At 66.6% G+C, this 14,443-nt stretch carries 15 protein-coding genes and 1 riboswitch; of the genes, 7 read left to right on the top strand and 8 right to left on the bottom strand.

What is annotated here, in order from left to right; genetic code table 11:
• Positions 1–10: 10 nt before the first annotated feature.
• From B2P87_RS10500 to bioB, 8 genes are all read right to left on the bottom strand, one after another.
• Positions 11–976, bottom strand: coding sequence for an ABC transporter substrate-binding protein (locus B2P87_RS10500; RefSeq protein ID WP_141889901.1), 966 nt, complete (start codon positions 974–976; stop codon positions 11–13).
• Between the two features lie 400 nt (positions 977–1,376).
• Positions 1,377–2,345 (bottom strand): ABC transporter substrate-binding protein, encoded by a 969-nt coding sequence (locus B2P87_RS10495; RefSeq protein ID WP_141889900.1) that lies wholly within the window; start codon positions 2,343–2,345, stop codon positions 1,377–1,379.
• Between the two features lie 182 nt (positions 2,346–2,527).
• Positions 2,528–3,310, bottom strand: coding sequence for a methyltransferase domain-containing protein (locus tag B2P87_RS10490; RefSeq protein WP_286852457.1), 783 nt, complete (start codon positions 3,308–3,310; stop codon positions 2,528–2,530).
• Between the two features lie 5 nt (positions 3,311–3,315).
• A complete protein-coding gene (locus B2P87_RS10485) occupies positions 3,316–3,933 on the bottom strand; it encodes a pimeloyl-ACP methyl esterase BioG family protein (protein ID WP_141889898.1) in 618 nt (205 codons plus the stop codon).
• 3 nt (positions 3,934–3,936) lie between these two features.
• A complete protein-coding gene (bioA, locus tag B2P87_RS10480) occupies positions 3,937–5,235 on the bottom strand; it encodes an adenosylmethionine--8-amino-7-oxononanoate transaminase (protein WP_141889897.1) in 1,299 nt (432 codons plus the stop codon).
• The gene (gene bioD, locus B2P87_RS10475) at positions 5,232–5,858 is read right to left on the bottom strand and encodes a dethiobiotin synthase (RefSeq protein WP_141889896.1); all 627 of its coding nucleotides are present in this window, start codon (positions 5,856–5,858) and stop codon (positions 5,232–5,234) included. The genes bioA and bioD overlap by 4 nt, the downstream gene beginning before the upstream one ends.
• Positions 5,855–6,994, bottom strand: coding sequence for an 8-amino-7-oxononanoate synthase (locus tag B2P87_RS10470; protein WP_141889895.1), 1,140 nt, complete (start codon positions 6,992–6,994; stop codon positions 5,855–5,857). The genes bioD and B2P87_RS10470 overlap by 4 nt, the downstream gene beginning before the upstream one ends.
• Entirely contained in the window at positions 6,994–7,971 is a 978-nt protein-coding gene (bioB, locus tag B2P87_RS10465; protein WP_058284384.1) for a biotin synthase BioB, read from the bottom strand. The genes B2P87_RS10470 and bioB overlap by 1 nt, the downstream gene beginning before the upstream one ends.
• A 213-nt stretch (positions 7,972–8,184) precedes the next feature.
• Positions 8,185–8,313, top strand: a riboswitch (TPP riboswitch).
• A 138-nt stretch (positions 8,314–8,451) separates the two neighbouring features.
• On the opposite strand from bioB, the gene thiC reads away from it, so the two are divergent.
• Genes thiC through thiD form a run of 7 tightly spaced genes read left to right on the top strand, consistent with a single transcriptional unit; the run spans position 8,452 to position 14,425 of the window.
• Positions 8,452–10,266 carry a phosphomethylpyrimidine synthase ThiC gene (gene thiC, locus B2P87_RS10460; protein ID WP_141889894.1) on the top strand — a complete coding sequence of 605 codons (1,815 nt, stop codon included), beginning with the start codon at positions 8,452–8,454 and terminating at the stop codon, positions 10,264–10,266.
• The gene (locus B2P87_RS10455; protein ID WP_141889893.1) at positions 10,263–11,231 is read left to right on the top strand and encodes an FAD-dependent oxidoreductase; all 969 of its coding nucleotides are present in this window, start codon (positions 10,263–10,265) and stop codon (positions 11,229–11,231) included. The genes thiC and B2P87_RS10455 overlap by 4 nt, the downstream gene beginning before the upstream one ends.
• Positions 11,200–11,397: a sulfur carrier protein ThiS gene (thiS, locus tag B2P87_RS10450; RefSeq protein ID WP_141889892.1), complete on the top strand. Its 198-nt coding sequence runs from the start codon at positions 11,200–11,202 to the stop codon at positions 11,395–11,397. The genes B2P87_RS10455 and thiS overlap by 32 nt, the downstream gene beginning before the upstream one ends.
• 1 nt (position 11,398) lies before the next feature.
• On the top strand, positions 11,399–12,166 hold the full coding sequence (locus B2P87_RS10445; RefSeq protein ID WP_141889891.1) for a thiazole synthase: 768 nt from the start codon (positions 11,399–11,401) through the stop codon (positions 12,164–12,166).
• On the top strand, positions 12,166–12,759 hold the full coding sequence (locus tag B2P87_RS10440) for a thiamine phosphate synthase (RefSeq protein ID WP_058284489.1): 594 nt from the start codon (positions 12,166–12,168) through the stop codon (positions 12,757–12,759). The genes B2P87_RS10445 and B2P87_RS10440 overlap by 1 nt, the downstream gene beginning before the upstream one ends.
• On the top strand, positions 12,756–13,724 hold the full coding sequence (locus tag B2P87_RS10435) for a HesA/MoeB/ThiF family protein (protein ID WP_141889890.1): 969 nt from the start codon (positions 12,756–12,758) through the stop codon (positions 13,722–13,724). The genes B2P87_RS10440 and B2P87_RS10435 overlap by 4 nt, the downstream gene beginning before the upstream one ends.
• Complete coding sequence (thiD, locus tag B2P87_RS10430) at positions 13,721–14,425, top strand: bifunctional hydroxymethylpyrimidine kinase/phosphomethylpyrimidine kinase (RefSeq protein ID WP_141889889.1); 705 nt, start codon at positions 13,721–13,723, stop codon at positions 14,423–14,425. Before B2P87_RS10435 ends, thiD begins: the two co-directional genes overlap by 4 nt.
• Positions 14,426–14,443 lie beyond the last annotated feature (18 nt).

Below are 14,443 nucleotides of genomic sequence, written 5' to 3'. Positions count from 1 at the left end.
AGGGCTGCGCTCAGTTGATGGCGGCGTCGACAACCGGGCGCCACTTGTCCTTGTTGGCGGTCATCCATTCGGCAACCACCTCTTCGACCTTGCCGCCGTCCACGTCGACCGCGCCCATCATCGGCTGCTGATCCTCAACGGCCAGGGTGTAGTTCGACAGGATTTCATACGCCGCGGGCCAGGTTTCCTCCATCCCGGACCAGGCGGCCTTGAAGATGCGCGAGGGGGAGAAGTCGCAGTCGTTCACCGCGTCCGGGTTCGGGCCCCAGGCCGGGTCGCTGAAGCAGGCCTCTTCGCCCGGCGGCAGGTCGACGAATTTCACGTCATAGGCCGACATCGCCCAATGCGGCTGCCAGAAGGTGATCAGCAGCGGTGTCTTGCGCTCGGTCGCGGCGCGCAGCTCGACGATCAGCGCTGCCTCAGATCCTGCGGGCACCGCCTTGAAGGGCAGCCCCAGGCCGGTCATGCGGTCCGCGCCCGGTGTGCCCCAGTCCGCGGGGTAGTCCACCAGACGGCCTTCGGGTAGGGTTTCGGCGGTGGCGAATTGCATCGCGCAGTCCTTCAGCGCCTCCCAGGCCGGCAGGCCGGGGCAGATCTCGGCCACATGCGCGGGATAGGCGATGCCTTCGCGGGCGTTCAGTTCAAGGTCGCCCAGCTCCACCACGGTGCCTTCTTCGATCTTCTTGCCGTATTCGTCGGACACGTTGGAAGACCAGATTTCCAGCGTCGCGTGGATATCGCCATCAGCAATCGCCTGGAACTGGTTCATCATCCCGGCAGAGACATATTCCACGTCATAGCCCGCGGCCTTGAGCATCTCGCCCGCGATGTGGGTGGTCACATGCTGGCCGGTCCATTCATTCACCGCCAGCTTGATCGGCTTGCTGGTGTCGCCCAGTTCCGCGGCCGAGGCGATGCCCGCAGCCACCGTCATTGCGGCGGCGCTCAGTGCCAGCGCATATCCTTTAAAAGTCATCTCAATACTCCCTGTCATTATCCGTTTGCGCCGCCTGTTTCCGGCTGTGGCGCGTCATTTGGAACCCGGCGGTTCACGGCGCCTGCCAGGCCTGTCAGCCGGCCCTGTTGCTGTCAGCAGGCACCCATGAGCCAAGTGTGGCCGGGGATAATGCAAGTATTGGAACATATTACGACGCTTTGTCGAGCAATTGCGCCGCAAACCGCAAAATATTCTGATTGACGGTTCAAGTTTTTGTGCAAACGCACAACTTCCGGAATCACTTTTCCCGCCCGCGCCGGGCTTACGCGGCTGCGCCCGCCGCCGCAAGCCGCAGGGCCAAACGCGCAAAACAGCGCCCCGCATCGCGAAGGGCGCTGTTGCGCTAATTGGTCCGCAGTTAGCCCCAGGTGAGCCCGGATCAGGAGCGGCCCTTGCCGGTGGCCTCCTCGACAGTCGGCACCCATTTGGCGCGGTTCACCGCCAGCCAGCCCCGGGCGGCGCCCTGAACCGTCTCGCCCCGCACGTCCACCAGCCCGATCAGCGGCTGCTGGTCCCAGATGCTCAGCTCGTAGTTCTTGAGGATTTCATGGGCTGCGGGCCAGCGTTCCTTAAACCCGGACCAGCTGGCCTTGACCACGCCGCCGCGGGCAAAGTCGCAGTCGCCGGCGGCCTTGGGGTTGGGCCCCCAAGACGGGTCGCTATAGCAGGCCGGCTCGGGCTTGGGCAGGCGCACGAATTGCAGCGCATAAGAGGACATCGCCCAATGCGGCGCCCAGAAGGTGGCGATCACCGGGCGCTTGTCCTTGTAGGCCTGCTGGAATTCCTCGATCATCGCCGCCTCGGACTCAGCCGCGACCACGTCAAACGGCAGATCCAGCGCCCGGATCCGGTCTGCCCCGGGAGAGCCCCAGGATTCCGGATAGGCCAAGTAGCGCCCGCGCTTGCCGTTGCCGTCTTCGGAGAAGATACCGGCGCAGTCGCGCAGCGCTTCCCAGTTGGGCAGCCCCGGGCACATCTGCGCGACATAGGGCGGGTAAACCACACCGTTGCGCGCATCCAGCCCCAAGTCGCCCAGCTCTTCCACCCGGCCCGCATCGCGCACGGAGATATAGTCCTCAGGGTCGCTGGTGGTCCAGATTTCCATCATGGCATGAACCTCGCCAGTGGCGATCTGCTCATAAAGGGCGTTCAGATCCGCTTCGACGTATTCGACCTTGTAGCCCGCCTCTGCCAGCATGCCGCCCGCGATATAGGTCGACAGGCGCTGGCCGGTCCAGTTGTTCAGCGACAGGCGGATGGGCGTTTCCACATCCCCCATATCCGCGGCCTCAACGGCCCCGGAAACCGCCAGCGCCGCCAGCGCTGCCGCAAACGCTTTCACTTTCATTGACGTCACTCCCGTACTGCCAGTCTTGCGAAATGCCGCGCGCAGGCGCAGCTCCGGATCCGGCATAACAGGACGGCATTGACAAAGATTAACGCCGCGGCAGAGCGGCGGCGTGAAAGGATAGAAAAAAGCCTAAAACTTGCTTCAAGCGCGGATGGCGCCGAAGGAAGAGAAGCAGCGGATCAGGCCCTGCGGCGGGCCACCAGCAGCACCGGGTCATAGGTCAGCGGCAGCTTGCCGCCACGGCTGAACCGCACGCGGTAGGCGTCCTCGAAGTCCCGCAGATGCCGCCGCGACCAGCTTTGCTGGGCATGGCCGTTGACACCGGTCTGGCGCAGATGCTTCAGCAGCGCCAGTGCGGTGTCGAATTCCAGCACCACCGGCGTCTGGGTGACCGCCAGAAGGTCCAGACTTTGCGGCAGCACCGCCCGCCACTCCCCGGCATCCAGATAGCTGGGCGCCGCCGCGGCGGAGCCCAGCGCCGCCAGCTCGCGGAACTGGCTGCGCCCAAAGCCCGACAGCGCCAGCCAGCCGCCGGGGTTGAGCCGCGCCGCCAGCCGCGCCGTCAGCGCAGGCAGGTCCGGAATCCATTGCACGGTGGAGGCCGAGGCGATCAGGTCCAGCCCGTGCGGCAGCGGCAGGCTTTCGACCGGCCCGGCCTGGAACCGGGCCTGCACAGGCGCAGCGCCGCCTGTCTCCTGCAATGCCGATGCCGCCTCCGGCACCAGATCGTTCAGCAGCAGGCTGCCAACCCCGAACCGCTGCACCAGCTGACGGGTCAGATGGCCGGTGCCGCAGCCGAATTCCAGGGCGGCCTCAAACCGCTCCGGCGCGCCCTGGGCCTGCAGCAGCTCTGCCAGCCGGGCGGCAATGTCCGCCTGCACCGAAGCGGTGCGATGATAGCTTAGCAGCCCGCGCCGGAAGCTTTGCCGCACCCGCGACTGATCCAGCTGAGGAGGCGTCATGTCTTTCATTGCAGCAGCGCCTCCCACGTCGCGAACTGGCCGAACGGCGCATGCGGCGCGTCGATCAGGCGGACCGCCTGCCCTGCCCAGGCCCGCTGCAGGTTGGCCGGCGGAAAGATCTTGTCACCGGAACTGATCCAGATCCGGTCAAACCGCGTCTGCGGCGCGTCACCGCGGCGCTCGACGGCCATAAGCTCAGACCGGCGCGCCTCTACATCCAGCGGTTCGGGGGTTTGCGGCTGCCCGAAGACGCGGGTCAGGAAACTTTGAAAGCTTTCCAGGCTCAGCGTCTCGGCTGTCTTGCGGAAGACCGCAGGCGGAATGCCCGCGCTGCGGTTCACCGGCTTCAGACTGCCGTTCACCGCCACCTTGCGGCGGAACGGGTCTGGCCGCCCCTGCTGCCAGTGCGCATAGGCCGCAACCCCAAACGACCACGCCAGCAGGCTGACCTGCTCATAACCGGACAGATCCGGCAGATCCGCGCCCAGGTCGCCGTATCCGCTGGCAAACAGGATGTCCTGCGGACCATCCAGATGCCAGAACACCTCCGGCCCTACAGCCCAGCCGCCGAAGACCACGATGGCCTCGGCCGCGCTGTTCTGTTTGAGCCAGCGGAACTCCATGGCCTACAGCTCCCGCGCCAGCCGCAGCATGCCCGCGGTGATTTCGCTGAGCTGATCCGGCGAGGTGATGAAGGGCGGCATGGTGTAGATATTGGTGCCGAAGGGGCGCAGGAACACGCCCATCTCGTGCGCGCGGGCGTGGGCCTCATCCGCCGAGACGCGGTGTTTCATCTCGATCACCCCGATGGCGCCCAGCACCCGCACGTCCGCCACATTGGGCAGATCGCGGGCCGGGGCCAGTTCGGCCTGCATCTGCTCACCGATGGCCGCCACGGTGCCGCGCCAGTCCTGCCCCGTCAGCAGGTCCAGCGAGGCCTTGGCCGCGGCGCAGGCCAGCGGGTTGCCCATGTAAGTCGGCCCATGCATGAACAGCCCCGGATTGCCGCCGCCGATGCCTTGGGCCACGCGGTCATTGGTCATGGTGCAGGCAAATGAGATATGGCCGCCGGTCAGCCCCTTGCCGAGGCAGATGATGTCCGGCTCAACCGTGCAAAAATTGGTGGCAAACAGCTCTCCGGTGCGGCCGAACCCGGTGGCGATCTCGTCGAAGATCAGCAGGATGCCCAGCTCATCGCAAAGGGCGCGCGCCTGATTGAGATACTCCGGGTGGTAGAAATACATGCCGCCAGTGCCCTGCACCACGGGTTCCAGGATTAAGGCAGCGATCTTCTGCGCGTTGGCCTCCAAGGCCGCGCGCAGCTCACCCAGGCCGTTCTGCGCCGGATTGTCGTTCCAGTCCTCATGAATGCGGATCGGCGGGCGGGAGACGAAATGCTGCACGCTCAGCGCGCCCTGGAACAGGTGGTGCATCCCGGTGTCCGGGTCGCAGACGCTCATCGCCTTCCAGGTATCGCCGTGATAGCCGGAGCGGATGGTGGCGAACTCCTTGCGCTCTGGCTGGCCGATGGCGTGCTGATACTGCACCGCCATCTTCATCGCCACTTCAACCGAGACCGAGCCGCTGTCGCAATAAAAGATGCGAGTGAGGCTGTCCGGCGTGATCTCCAAGAGCTTGCGGCCGAGGTCGATGGCCGGATCATGGGTCAGCCCGCCGAACATCACATGCGGCAGGGTGTCGAGCTGGTCGTGAATCGCCTTGGTGATTGCCGGGTTCCTGTGGCCGTGCATCATGCACCACCAGGATGACATGGCGTCGATCAGCCGGGTTCCGTCGTCCAGTGTGATATGCACGCCCTCGGCTTCCTTGACCACAAATGTCGGCCCGGGCTTGGCCACGTTGGTGTAAGGGTGCCAGAGGTGCTGCTGGTCGAATTCGAGCTGGGTGAGGCCTGCGGCGCTCATGACAGTGCCTCCCTAATCAGGTCCAACCGGATGCTGGCCTGAAAAGCCACGGCCAAGGCGTCAGAGGTCAGCGCGTCCAGCACCGGCAGCCTTCCCAGATGCGCCACCTGGCCGAACTGGCAGATGGTTTCCTCCACCGCAGGTTCCGGATCTCCGATGAAGGCCACGCCGACAACCGTGCAGCCTGCATCGCGCAAGGCATTCAGAGACAGCAGCGTGTGGTTGATCGTCCCCAGCTGCGTGCGTGCACACAGGATCACCGGCGCGCCCCAGCGGGCAAACAGGTCGAGATACAGCACCTTGCGGTTCAAAGGCACCATCAGGCCGCCTGCCCCCTCGGCCACCAGCACGCCGTCCACTTCGGGCAACGGCAGCGCGTCCGGGTCGATCTCCACCCCTTCGGCCTCCGCCGACAGATGCGGCGAGGCGGGCAGTTGCAGCAGGTATCCCTCCGGCAGCGCCGGGCGGCCGGACAGGCGGGCGACGATCTGGCTGTCGGTCTCCTCCTCCAGCCCGGATTGCACCGGCTTCCAATAGGTCGCGCCCAGCGCCTGCACCAGACCGGCGGAGAAGATGGTCTTGCCGATGCCGGTATCGGTTCCGGTGACGATCAGCGCGCTCATGCTGCACTCTCCATTTCCCGGGCGAGGTCTTCGAACATCGCGGTGATGACCTCTGCCGCTGTATTCAACGTGATCGACAGCCGCAGCCGCGAAGTGCCGCGCGGCACCGTCGGCGGGCGGATGCCGCGGATGTCATAGCCATGGCCTTGCATGGCTGAGGCCAGCGCCATGGTGCGCTTGTCGTCGCCGATCACCACCGGCAGAATTTGGCTCTGGAAACCCTCCAGCCCGCACAGGCGTTTGGCTTCGTCTTGGGCATGGGTGATCCCCTGCCACGCCCGTTCGCGGCGGCCCGGGTTCTGCTGCAGCTCCTGCAAGGCGGCCCGCACCAGTGCCGCGTTCAAGGGTGACGGCGCCGTGGCAAAGATGAACCCGCGCGCCTTGTTGATCAGCGTCTCGATCAAAACCTTCTGGCCGCAGATCAGCGCGCCCGAGGCGCCCAGCGCCTTGCCGCAGGTGTGTAAGGAAAGGACGTTGGGGCGGTGGGCGATGCCGTGTGCCAGCCCGCGGCCCAGATCGCCGAACACGCCGGAAGAATGCGCCTCATCCACCACCAGCACCGCGCCTTCGGCATCCGCCAGCGCCATCAGCGCGTCCAGCGGCGCCAGGTCGCCGTCCATGGAATAGACCGCCTCAACCGCGATCCAGGCCTGCCCTGTGCCGCCCTCAGCACGCCATGTCTTCAGCACCCGTGCGGCATCCTCCGCATCGCCATGAGCGAAGCTGCGGGTCTCGGCCCGGCCCAGCCGCATCCCGTCATGGGTGCTGGCGTGGATCAGCGCATCATAGAGCACCAGATCGCCCTGCTGCGGCAGGGTTGAGAAGATCGCCTGATTGGCATTGAAGCCGCCGCCCATGAACAGCGCGGCCTCGGTTCCAAAAAACGCGGCCGCCTCGGCCTCCAGCAGTTGATGCTCCGCGTCATTGCCGCGCAACAGGCGCGCACCGCCGGCCCCGACCGGCACACCGCGCGCCAGCGCAGCGGCGGCGGCGGCGCGCAGCACGTCGCTGCCCGCCAGACCAAGGTAGTCGTTGGAGGCAAAGTCATGCCCGTCCCGCGGCATCAGCTGCCGGTAGCGCCCGCGCGTGCGCAGCGCTTCCAGCGATTTCTCATGCCGGGGGAAGGCGCCCGCCATCAGCGGCTGCCGTCGCAGCCTGCCGCCATCGCGGTGATGCCCAGACGGTCAAACAGCTGCTGGTCCTTGTCCTCTTCGGGGTTGTCCGCAGTCAGCAGCGTGTCGCCCACGAAGATCGAGTTTGCGCCGGCAAAGAAACACATCGCCTGCATCTCGTCCGACATATCGGTGCGGCCTGCGGAGAGGCGCACATGGGATTTCGGCATCAAAATCCGGGCCAGAGCCACGGAACGGACGAATTCGATCGGATCCAGTTTCTCGACATTGGCGAGCGGCGTGTCGGCAATCGGAATCAGCATGTTGACCGGCACCGAATCTGGATGCACCTCGAGCGTGGCCAGCGCCAGCATCATGTCGATGCGGTCCAGCTGCTTCTCCCCCATGCCGACGATGCCGCCGGAGCAGACCTTGATACCCGCCTCGCGCACCCGGTTCAGGGTGTCGATACGGTCGGCAAAGGTGCGGGTGGTGATGATCTCGGAGTAGTAGCGCTCCGAGGTGTCGATGTTGTGGTTGTAATAGTCGAGGCCTGCGTCCTTGAGGCGGAACACCTGCTCCTCGTCCAGCATGCCCAGCGTCATGCAGGTTTCCATGCCCAGGTCCTTGACGCCCTGCACCATCGCCTCAAGCGCGGCCATGTCGCGGTCCTTGGGCGAGCGCCAGGCGGCTCCCATGCAGTAGCGGGTCGCGCCGCCTTCCTTGGCTTTCTTGGCCTCGGCAATCACCCGCTGCACCTCGATCAGCTTGGAGGCCGAGAGCTGCGCGCCATTGCGCGCCGACTGCGAGCAATAGGCGCAATCCTCGGCGCAGCCGCCGGTCTTGATGCTGAGGAGCTTGGATTTCTGCACCTGGTTGGGGTCGAAATACTGCCGGTGCACGGTGTGCGCCTGAAACAGCAAGTCCATGAAAGGCTTATTGTAAATCGCTTCCGCTTCCTCGCGGGTCCAGTCGGTGCGGATGGGTGCAGCGTCCAGCATGCTGTCTCCTGTTCTCTATACCTGTTGGCCATGCGCGGATGGCGTTGCGGATTTTTATAGATAATTTTGCAAGCGCCGATCAAGCACCAAAGCCGCGCTGCAGCGATTTGCCCCGGGTTTTCAGCAATAATCCACCGAAACCCATGATTCAAAGGGATAAAAAATATCTACAAAGATTCCGGTTGACGCGAACCCCGCACCTCCCCTAGCCCTATAGGCACGCAGGGGAGTCCCGCCCAAGGGACTGAGAGGCGTCATGGTGCGGGGCAACCCGGACCGGCGGCGCGACCCTTTGAACCTGACCCAGTTGATACTGGCGTAGGAAGCAAGAAACATGGTGCGGCGCCCCCTGCGGCAACCCGTGTTTCGAACAGGCAGCATGCGTGCACCGGCCGTACACCGGCTGTACACCCCCCTGCCCGTTTTCCTCCGTCCCGGCTCAATTGGTGTTTTTGAACCGAAGGCCCGGAGGAACACCAGATGAACGTCCCCAACCCGAAAATCACCACAGGTGCCTTGCCCGCGTCGCGCAAGATCTACGTCAGCGGCGAGGTCCATGAGGACATCCGCGTGCCGATGCGGGAAATCTCCACCCACCCCACCGCGGCCGAGGCGCCGCTGCCGGTCTATGACAGCTCCGGCCCCTATACCGACCCGGACGTGCTGACCGACATCCGCCAGGGCCTGCCCGCGCTGCGCCACCAGTGGATCCTCGCCCGCGGCGACGTTGAGCGCTATCAGGGCCGCGACGTGAAGCCGGAGGACAACGGCTTTGTCGAGGGCGACCGGCTGACGCCGGAATTCCCGGTGAAACCCGCGCCGCTGCGCGGCAAGGATGGCAAGGCGCCGACCCAGCTGGCCTACGCGCGTGCAGGGCTAATCACGCCGGAGATGGAGTTCGTGGCGATCCGCGAAAACCAGCTGCGCGAGCTGTCGCCCTGCCATGCAAATCGCGACGGCAATGATTTCGGCGCCAACATCCCTGATTACGTGACGCCGGAGTTCGTACGCCAGGAGATCGCCGCCGGCCGCGCCATCATCCCGGCCAACATCAACCACCCGGAAATCGAGCCGATGATCATCGGCCGCAACTTCAAGGTGAAGATCAACGCCAATATGGGCACCTCTGCCGTCACCTCCTCGATGGAGGAAGAGGTCGACAAGCTGGTCTGGGCGATCCGCTGGGGCGCCGACACGGTGATGGACCTGTCCACGGGCCGCAACATCCACAACACCCGCGAATGGATCGTGCGCAACTCGCCCGTTCCGATCGGCACGGTGCCGATCTACCAGGCGCTGGAGAAAGTAAACGGCATCGCCGAGGACCTGACCTGGGAAGTGTTCCGCGACACGCTGATTGAGCAGGCGGAACAGGGCGTCGATTATTTCACCATCCATGCCGGTGTGCGGCTGCATATGGTGCCGATGACGGTGAACCGGGTGACGGGGATTGTCTCGCGCGGCGGCTCGATCATGGCGAAGTGGTGCCTGCATCACCACAAGGAGAGCTTCCTCTATGAACATTTCGAGGAGATCTGCGACATCTGCCGCCAGTATGACGTCTCCTTCTCGCTGGGCGACGGGCTGCGCCCCGGCTCCATCGCCGACGCCAATGACGAGGCGCAGTTTGCCGAGCTGGAAACCCTGGGTGAGCTGACCAAGATCGCCTGGGCCAAGGATTGCCAGGTGATGATCGAGGGGCCGGGCCATGTCGCCATGCACAAGATCAAGGAGAACATGGACAAGCAGCTGGAGTGCTGCCACGAGGCGCCGTTCTATACGCTGGGGCCGCTGACCACCGACATCGCGCCGGGTTATGACCACATCACCAGCGGCATCGGGGCGGCGATGATCGGCTGGTTCGGCTGCGCGATGCTGTGCTACGTGACGCCGAAGGAGCACCTGGGCCTGCCGGACCGCGACGATGTGAAAACCGGGGTGATCACCTACAAGATCGCGGCCCATGCTGCCGACCTTGCCAAGGGGCTGCCGGGCGCCCAGCGCCGCGACGATGCGCTGAGCCGTGCCCGGTTCGAGTTCCGCTGGGAGGATCAGTTCAACCTGTCGCTGGACCCCGACACGGCGCGCGAATTCCACGACCAGACCCTGCCGAAACAGGCGCACAAGGTGGCGCATTTCTGCTCCATGTGCGGGCCGAAGTTCTGCTCCATGCGGATCAGCCACGACATCCGCGCCGAGGCGCAGAAGGAAGGCATGGAGGCCATGGCCGCCAAGTTCCGGGAAGGCGGCGAACTCTATGTGCCTGCCGCCGAGGCTGCGGAGCTGGCCGAATGATCACCATCGCCGGTGCGGGCCTGGCCGGCCTCGCCTGCGCCTTTGAGCTGGCGCAGCGCGGGGCGGCGGTCACCGTCTATGAACGGGGGAAAACGCCCGGAGACAGCAGCGTCGCGCGCTTTGCGGGCGGCATGCTGGCGCCCTGGTGCGAACGCGAAAGCGCCGAGGAGGACGTCATCACCCTCGGCAGCCGCGCCGCCGGCTGGTGGGCCAGGATCACCCCGGTCCACAGGCGCGGCACGCTGGTGGTGGCGCCTGCCCGCGACCGGGCAGAGCTGACCCGTTTTGCCCGCCGCACCACCGGCCACCGCGGCGTGGACGGGGCGGAGATTGCGGAGTTGGAACCGGCGCTGGCGGGGCGGTTTGCGCAAGGGCTGTTCTTTGAGCAGGAAGCGCATCTGGACCCGCGGCGGGCGCTGCGCGATCTGAGCGCCACGGTGCAGGCGATGGGCGTGGAGATCCGCTATGGCTCCCCCGCTCCGGCCGGTGTCACCCTGGACTGCACCGGCATGGCGGCGCCACTGCCCGGCCTGCGCCCGGTGCGCGGCGAGATGGCCGTCCTCCATTGCCCGGAGGTGGAGATCACCCGCACCCTGCGGCTGCTGCATCCGCGGATGCCGCTTTACCTGGTGCCCCGCGGGGACGGGTTTTTCATGATCGGCGGCACCATGATCGAGAGCAGCTCCGGCCGGGGCATCACCCTGCGTTCGCTCAGTGAACTGCTGAGCGCTGCCTTCGCCCTGCACCCGGGCTTTGCGGAGGCCAGCGTGGCGGAGACCGGCGCAGGGCTGCGCCCGGCTTTCGCCGACAACCTGCCGCGGCTGACCGAACAGGACGGCACGCTTTACCTCAACGGGCTTTACCGCCACGGCTTTTTGCTTGCCCCCGCGATGGCAGAAGCCGCGGCCCGCCGCCTGCTCCAGGAGACGACAGATGAAGATTATCGTGAACGCCGAACCGCGTGACGTGTCGGCAACCGATCTGCAGGCGGTCCTGCACGAGCTGGGCTTTGCCTGCTCGGCGGTTGCGACCGCGCTGAACGGCACCTTTGTGGCCCGCGAACAGCGGGAAGAGGTGCAGCTGTGTGAAGGCGACCGGCTGGAAGTGCTGGCGCCGATGCAGGGAGGGTGAGATGCGCGTTTACGGAACAGAGATCACCTCGCGTCTGCTGCTGGGGACGGCCCAATATCCTTCGCCCGCGGTTCTGGCGGCGGCGGTGAAATCCAGCGGCACGGAAATCATCACCGTCAGCTTGCGCCGCGAAACCGCCGATGGCTCCGGCGCCGGGTTCTGGGACAGCCTGCGGGAGACCGGCTGCCGGATCCTGCCCAATACCGCCGGCTGCCATTCGGTGCAGGAGGCGGTGACAACGGCCCATATGGCGCGGGAGCTGTTTGATACGCCCTGGATCAAGCTGGAGGTGATCGGCCATTCCGACACGCTGCAGCCGGATGTGTTCGGACTGGTGGAGGCGGCGCGGATCCTCAGCGCCGAGGGGTTCCAGGTCTTTCCTTATACCACCGACGATCTGGTGGCGGGGGAGAAGCTGCTGGAGGCGGGCTGTGAAGTGCTGATGCCCTGGGGCGCGCCGATCGGCTCCGGCCAGGGGCTGCGCACCCCGGATGGCTTGCGGGCGATGCGGGCGCATTTCCCGGACGTGCCGCTGATCGTGGATGCCGGGATCGGGCGGCCTTCGGACGCGGCGCAAGCGATGGAGCTGGGCATGGATGCGGTGCTGCTGAACACCGCAGTGGCCAAGGCAGGCGACCCTGCCGGGATGGCCCGCGCGATGGCCTTGGCGGTTGAGGCCGGACGCCTTGGGTATGAGGCCGATCCGATGGAGCGGCGCGATATGGCGGTGCCCTCCACCCCGGTTCTGGGCCTGGCGGAGTTTGCATGATGGAACGGTTCTATCTGATCACCGGCCATGTCGGCCGGCTGGAGCTGCTGGTGCCGCAGGGGGCGAGGCTGGTGCAGCTGCGCATCAAGGATCAGCCCGAGGCGGAAGTCCGCCGGCAGATTGCGCGCGCGCGCGACTTTTGCGCGGTGCACGGCGCGCAGCTGGTGGTCAATGACTACTGGCAGGCGGCGCTGGAGCTGAATTGCAATTTCGTGCATCTGGGGCAGGAGGACATGGACACCGCAGACTTTGCCGCGCTGCGCCGCCGCGGTGTGCGGTTCGGGCTGTCGACCCATGATGAGGCAGAGCTGGAGCGCGCGCTGTCCTTCGGGCCGGCCTATGTCGCGCTGGGGCCGGTCTATCCGACGCTGCTGAAGAAGATGAAATGGGGGCCGCAGGGGCTGGAGCAAGTGGCGCGCTGGAAGCGGATGGCGGGAGACACCCCCCTGGTTGCGATCGGCGGGCTGACGCCGGAGCGGCTGCCAGGGGTCTTTGCCGCAGGGGCCGACAGTGCGGCGGTGGTGACCGATATCCAGCTGGCAGAGGACCCTGAGGCGCGCACCCGCGAATGGGTGGAGGCCTGCCGCACATGAGCCGCTATGCGCGCCAGATGATCCTGCCCGAAGTCGGTGCCGGGGGTCAGGAACGCCTTGCCAAGGCGCATGTGCTGGTGGTGGGCGCCGGGGGCCTCGGCTGCCCGGTGCTGCAGTATCTGGGCGGCGCGGGCGCCGGGCGCATCACGGTGATGGATGGCGACGCGGTGGAGGAGAGCAACCTGCACCGGCAGGTGCTTTATTCCATGGCCGATCTCGGCCGCCCCAAGGCGGAGGCCGCGCGGCGGCATCTGCTGGCGGCCAACCCGGATCTGCAAGTGACGGCCCTTGTGCAGCCGCTGGACGCCGCCAATGCCGCGGCGATGGTTGCGGAGGCCGATCTGGTGGTGGATGCCGCGGACAGTTTTGCGGTGTCCTACATCCTCTCGGACACGTGCCGGCAGCAGGGCAAGACGCTGATCTCCGCCTCGGCGCTGGGGCAGTCGGGGTATGCCGGGGGCTTCTGCGGCGGCGGGCCGTCCTTGCGCGCGGTGTTCCCGGATCTGCCCGCGCAGTCCGCGACCTGCGCAACCGCGGGTGTGATGGGGCCTGCCGTGGGCCTAATCGGCGCGCTGCAGGCGCAGCTTGCCCTGAAGGCGCTGCTCAACCACCAGCCGTCCCCGCGGGGACAGTTGTTTATTTTCCGGCTGCAGGACCTGCAGGTCAGCTCGTTCCGCTTTGATGATGCCGCGGAGCCGGAGGATGCCCTGCCGTTCATTGCGGCGTCTCATATCCGCCCTGACGATACGGTGATCGAGCTGCGCGAGGCCGCCGAAGCCCCGCGCTTGCCTGTGCCGCAGGCCCGCCGGATGGCCCGCGCCGGCCTGCTGGCGGCAGAGCTGCCGCGCGCGGGCCGGATCGTGCTGTGCTGCCGCACGGGTTTGCGGGCCTGGGGCGCGGCGCAGGACTTGCAGCAGGCGGGATACGGCAACCTGGCGCTGCTGGCCGCTGGGGACGGCGGATGACCTGGATCCTGGCGATTGGCGGCACCGACAGCAGCGGCGGTGCGGGCCTGAGCCGCGATACGGCGATGGCGGCAGCGCTGGGGGTGTCCGTGCGCCCGGTGGTGACAGCCGTGACGGTGCAGACCAATGAGGCCGTGCTGGCCGTTCACCCCTGCCCCGCACTGAGTGTTGCAGACCAGGCGCGCGCCGCCCTGGCAACGCCGCCGCGGCCCGGTGCGGTGAAGATCGGGATGCTGGGCTCCGCCGCAGTGGCAGAGGCGGCGGGCGCGGCTTTGCCTGCGGGACTGCCCATCGTGTTGGACCCGGTGCTGAAGGCAAGTTCCGGCGGCACGCTGATGGCGGCAGACGGTTTTGGCGTGCTGCTGCGCCGGGCGGCGCTGGTGACGCCGAACCTGGCGGAGCTGGAGGTCTTGTCCGGCGTGCTGGGCAGCCCTGAGGCGCAGGCCGCTGCGCTGCTGGCGCTGGGGGTGCGCGCGGTGCTGGTCAAAGGCGGCCATGGCACCGGGGCGGAAAGCACCGACCTGCTGTTCACCCCAGATGGCCCGCCCCTCGCCTATGCCGCGCCGCGGCTGGCAGTGTCCAAACGCGGCACGGGCTGCAGCCTGGCCACGGCCGTCGCCTGCCATCTGGCCAAGGGCAGCAGCCTGCTAGCAGCCTGCCGCAACGGCAAAGAAGACGTGCACCGCTGGCTGCGCCGCTGAAGCGCAAAGGGCCGCTGG

It is taken from the genome of Leisingera sp. UBA4491 (assembly GCF_002388965.1).
Classification (GTDB): domain Bacteria; phylum Pseudomonadota; class Alphaproteobacteria; order Rhodobacterales; family Rhodobacteraceae; genus Leisingera; species Leisingera aquaemixtae.
The sequence above is the reverse complement of the archived record's forward strand: the minus strand, read 5'-3'. Positions and strand labels throughout refer to the sequence as shown.

Bases quoted from the DNA above. Each gene is read 5' to 3' on its own strand.
- B2P87_RS10495 (WP_141889900.1), bottom strand. From the start codon at position 2,345: ATGAAAGTGAAAGCGTTTGCGGCAGCGCTGGCGGCGCTGGCGGTTTCC.
- thiS (WP_141889892.1), top strand. From the start codon at position 11,200: ATGAAGATTATCGTGAACGCCGAACCGCGTGACGTGTCGGCAACCGAT.
- B2P87_RS10490 (WP_286852457.1), bottom strand. From the start codon at position 3,310: ATGACGCCTCCTCAGCTGGATCAGTCGCGGGTGCGGCAAAGCTTCCGG.
- bioB (WP_058284384.1), bottom strand. From the start codon at position 7,971: ATGCTGGACGCTGCACCCATCCGCACCGACTGGACCCGCGAGGAAGCG.
- B2P87_RS10455 (WP_141889893.1), top strand. From the start codon at position 10,263: ATGATCACCATCGCCGGTGCGGGCCTGGCCGGCCTCGCCTGCGCCTTT.
- B2P87_RS10435 (WP_141889890.1), top strand. From the start codon at position 12,756: ATGAGCCGCTATGCGCGCCAGATGATCCTGCCCGAAGTCGGTGCCGGG.
- B2P87_RS10470 (WP_141889895.1), bottom strand. From the start codon at position 6,994: ATGGCGGGCGCCTTCCCCCGGCATGAGAAATCGCTGGAAGCGCTGCGC.
- bioA (WP_141889897.1), bottom strand. From the start codon at position 5,235: ATGAGCGCCGCAGGCCTCACCCAGCTCGAATTCGACCAGCAGCACCTC.
- B2P87_RS10485 (WP_141889898.1), bottom strand. From the start codon at position 3,933: ATGGAGTTCCGCTGGCTCAAACAGAACAGCGCGGCCGAGGCCATCGTG.
- B2P87_RS10440 (WP_058284489.1), top strand. From the start codon at position 12,166: ATGGAACGGTTCTATCTGATCACCGGCCATGTCGGCCGGCTGGAGCTG.
- B2P87_RS10445 (WP_141889891.1), top strand. From the start codon at position 11,399: ATGCGCGTTTACGGAACAGAGATCACCTCGCGTCTGCTGCTGGGGACG.
- thiD (WP_141889889.1), top strand. From the start codon at position 13,721: ATGACCTGGATCCTGGCGATTGGCGGCACCGACAGCAGCGGCGGTGCG.
- B2P87_RS10500 (WP_141889901.1), bottom strand. From the start codon at position 976: ATGACTTTTAAAGGATATGCGCTGGCACTGAGCGCCGCCGCAATGACG.
- bioD (WP_141889896.1), bottom strand. From the start codon at position 5,858: ATGAGCGCGCTGATCGTCACCGGAACCGATACCGGCATCGGCAAGACC.
- thiC (WP_141889894.1), top strand. From the start codon at position 8,452: ATGAACGTCCCCAACCCGAAAATCACCACAGGTGCCTTGCCCGCGTCG.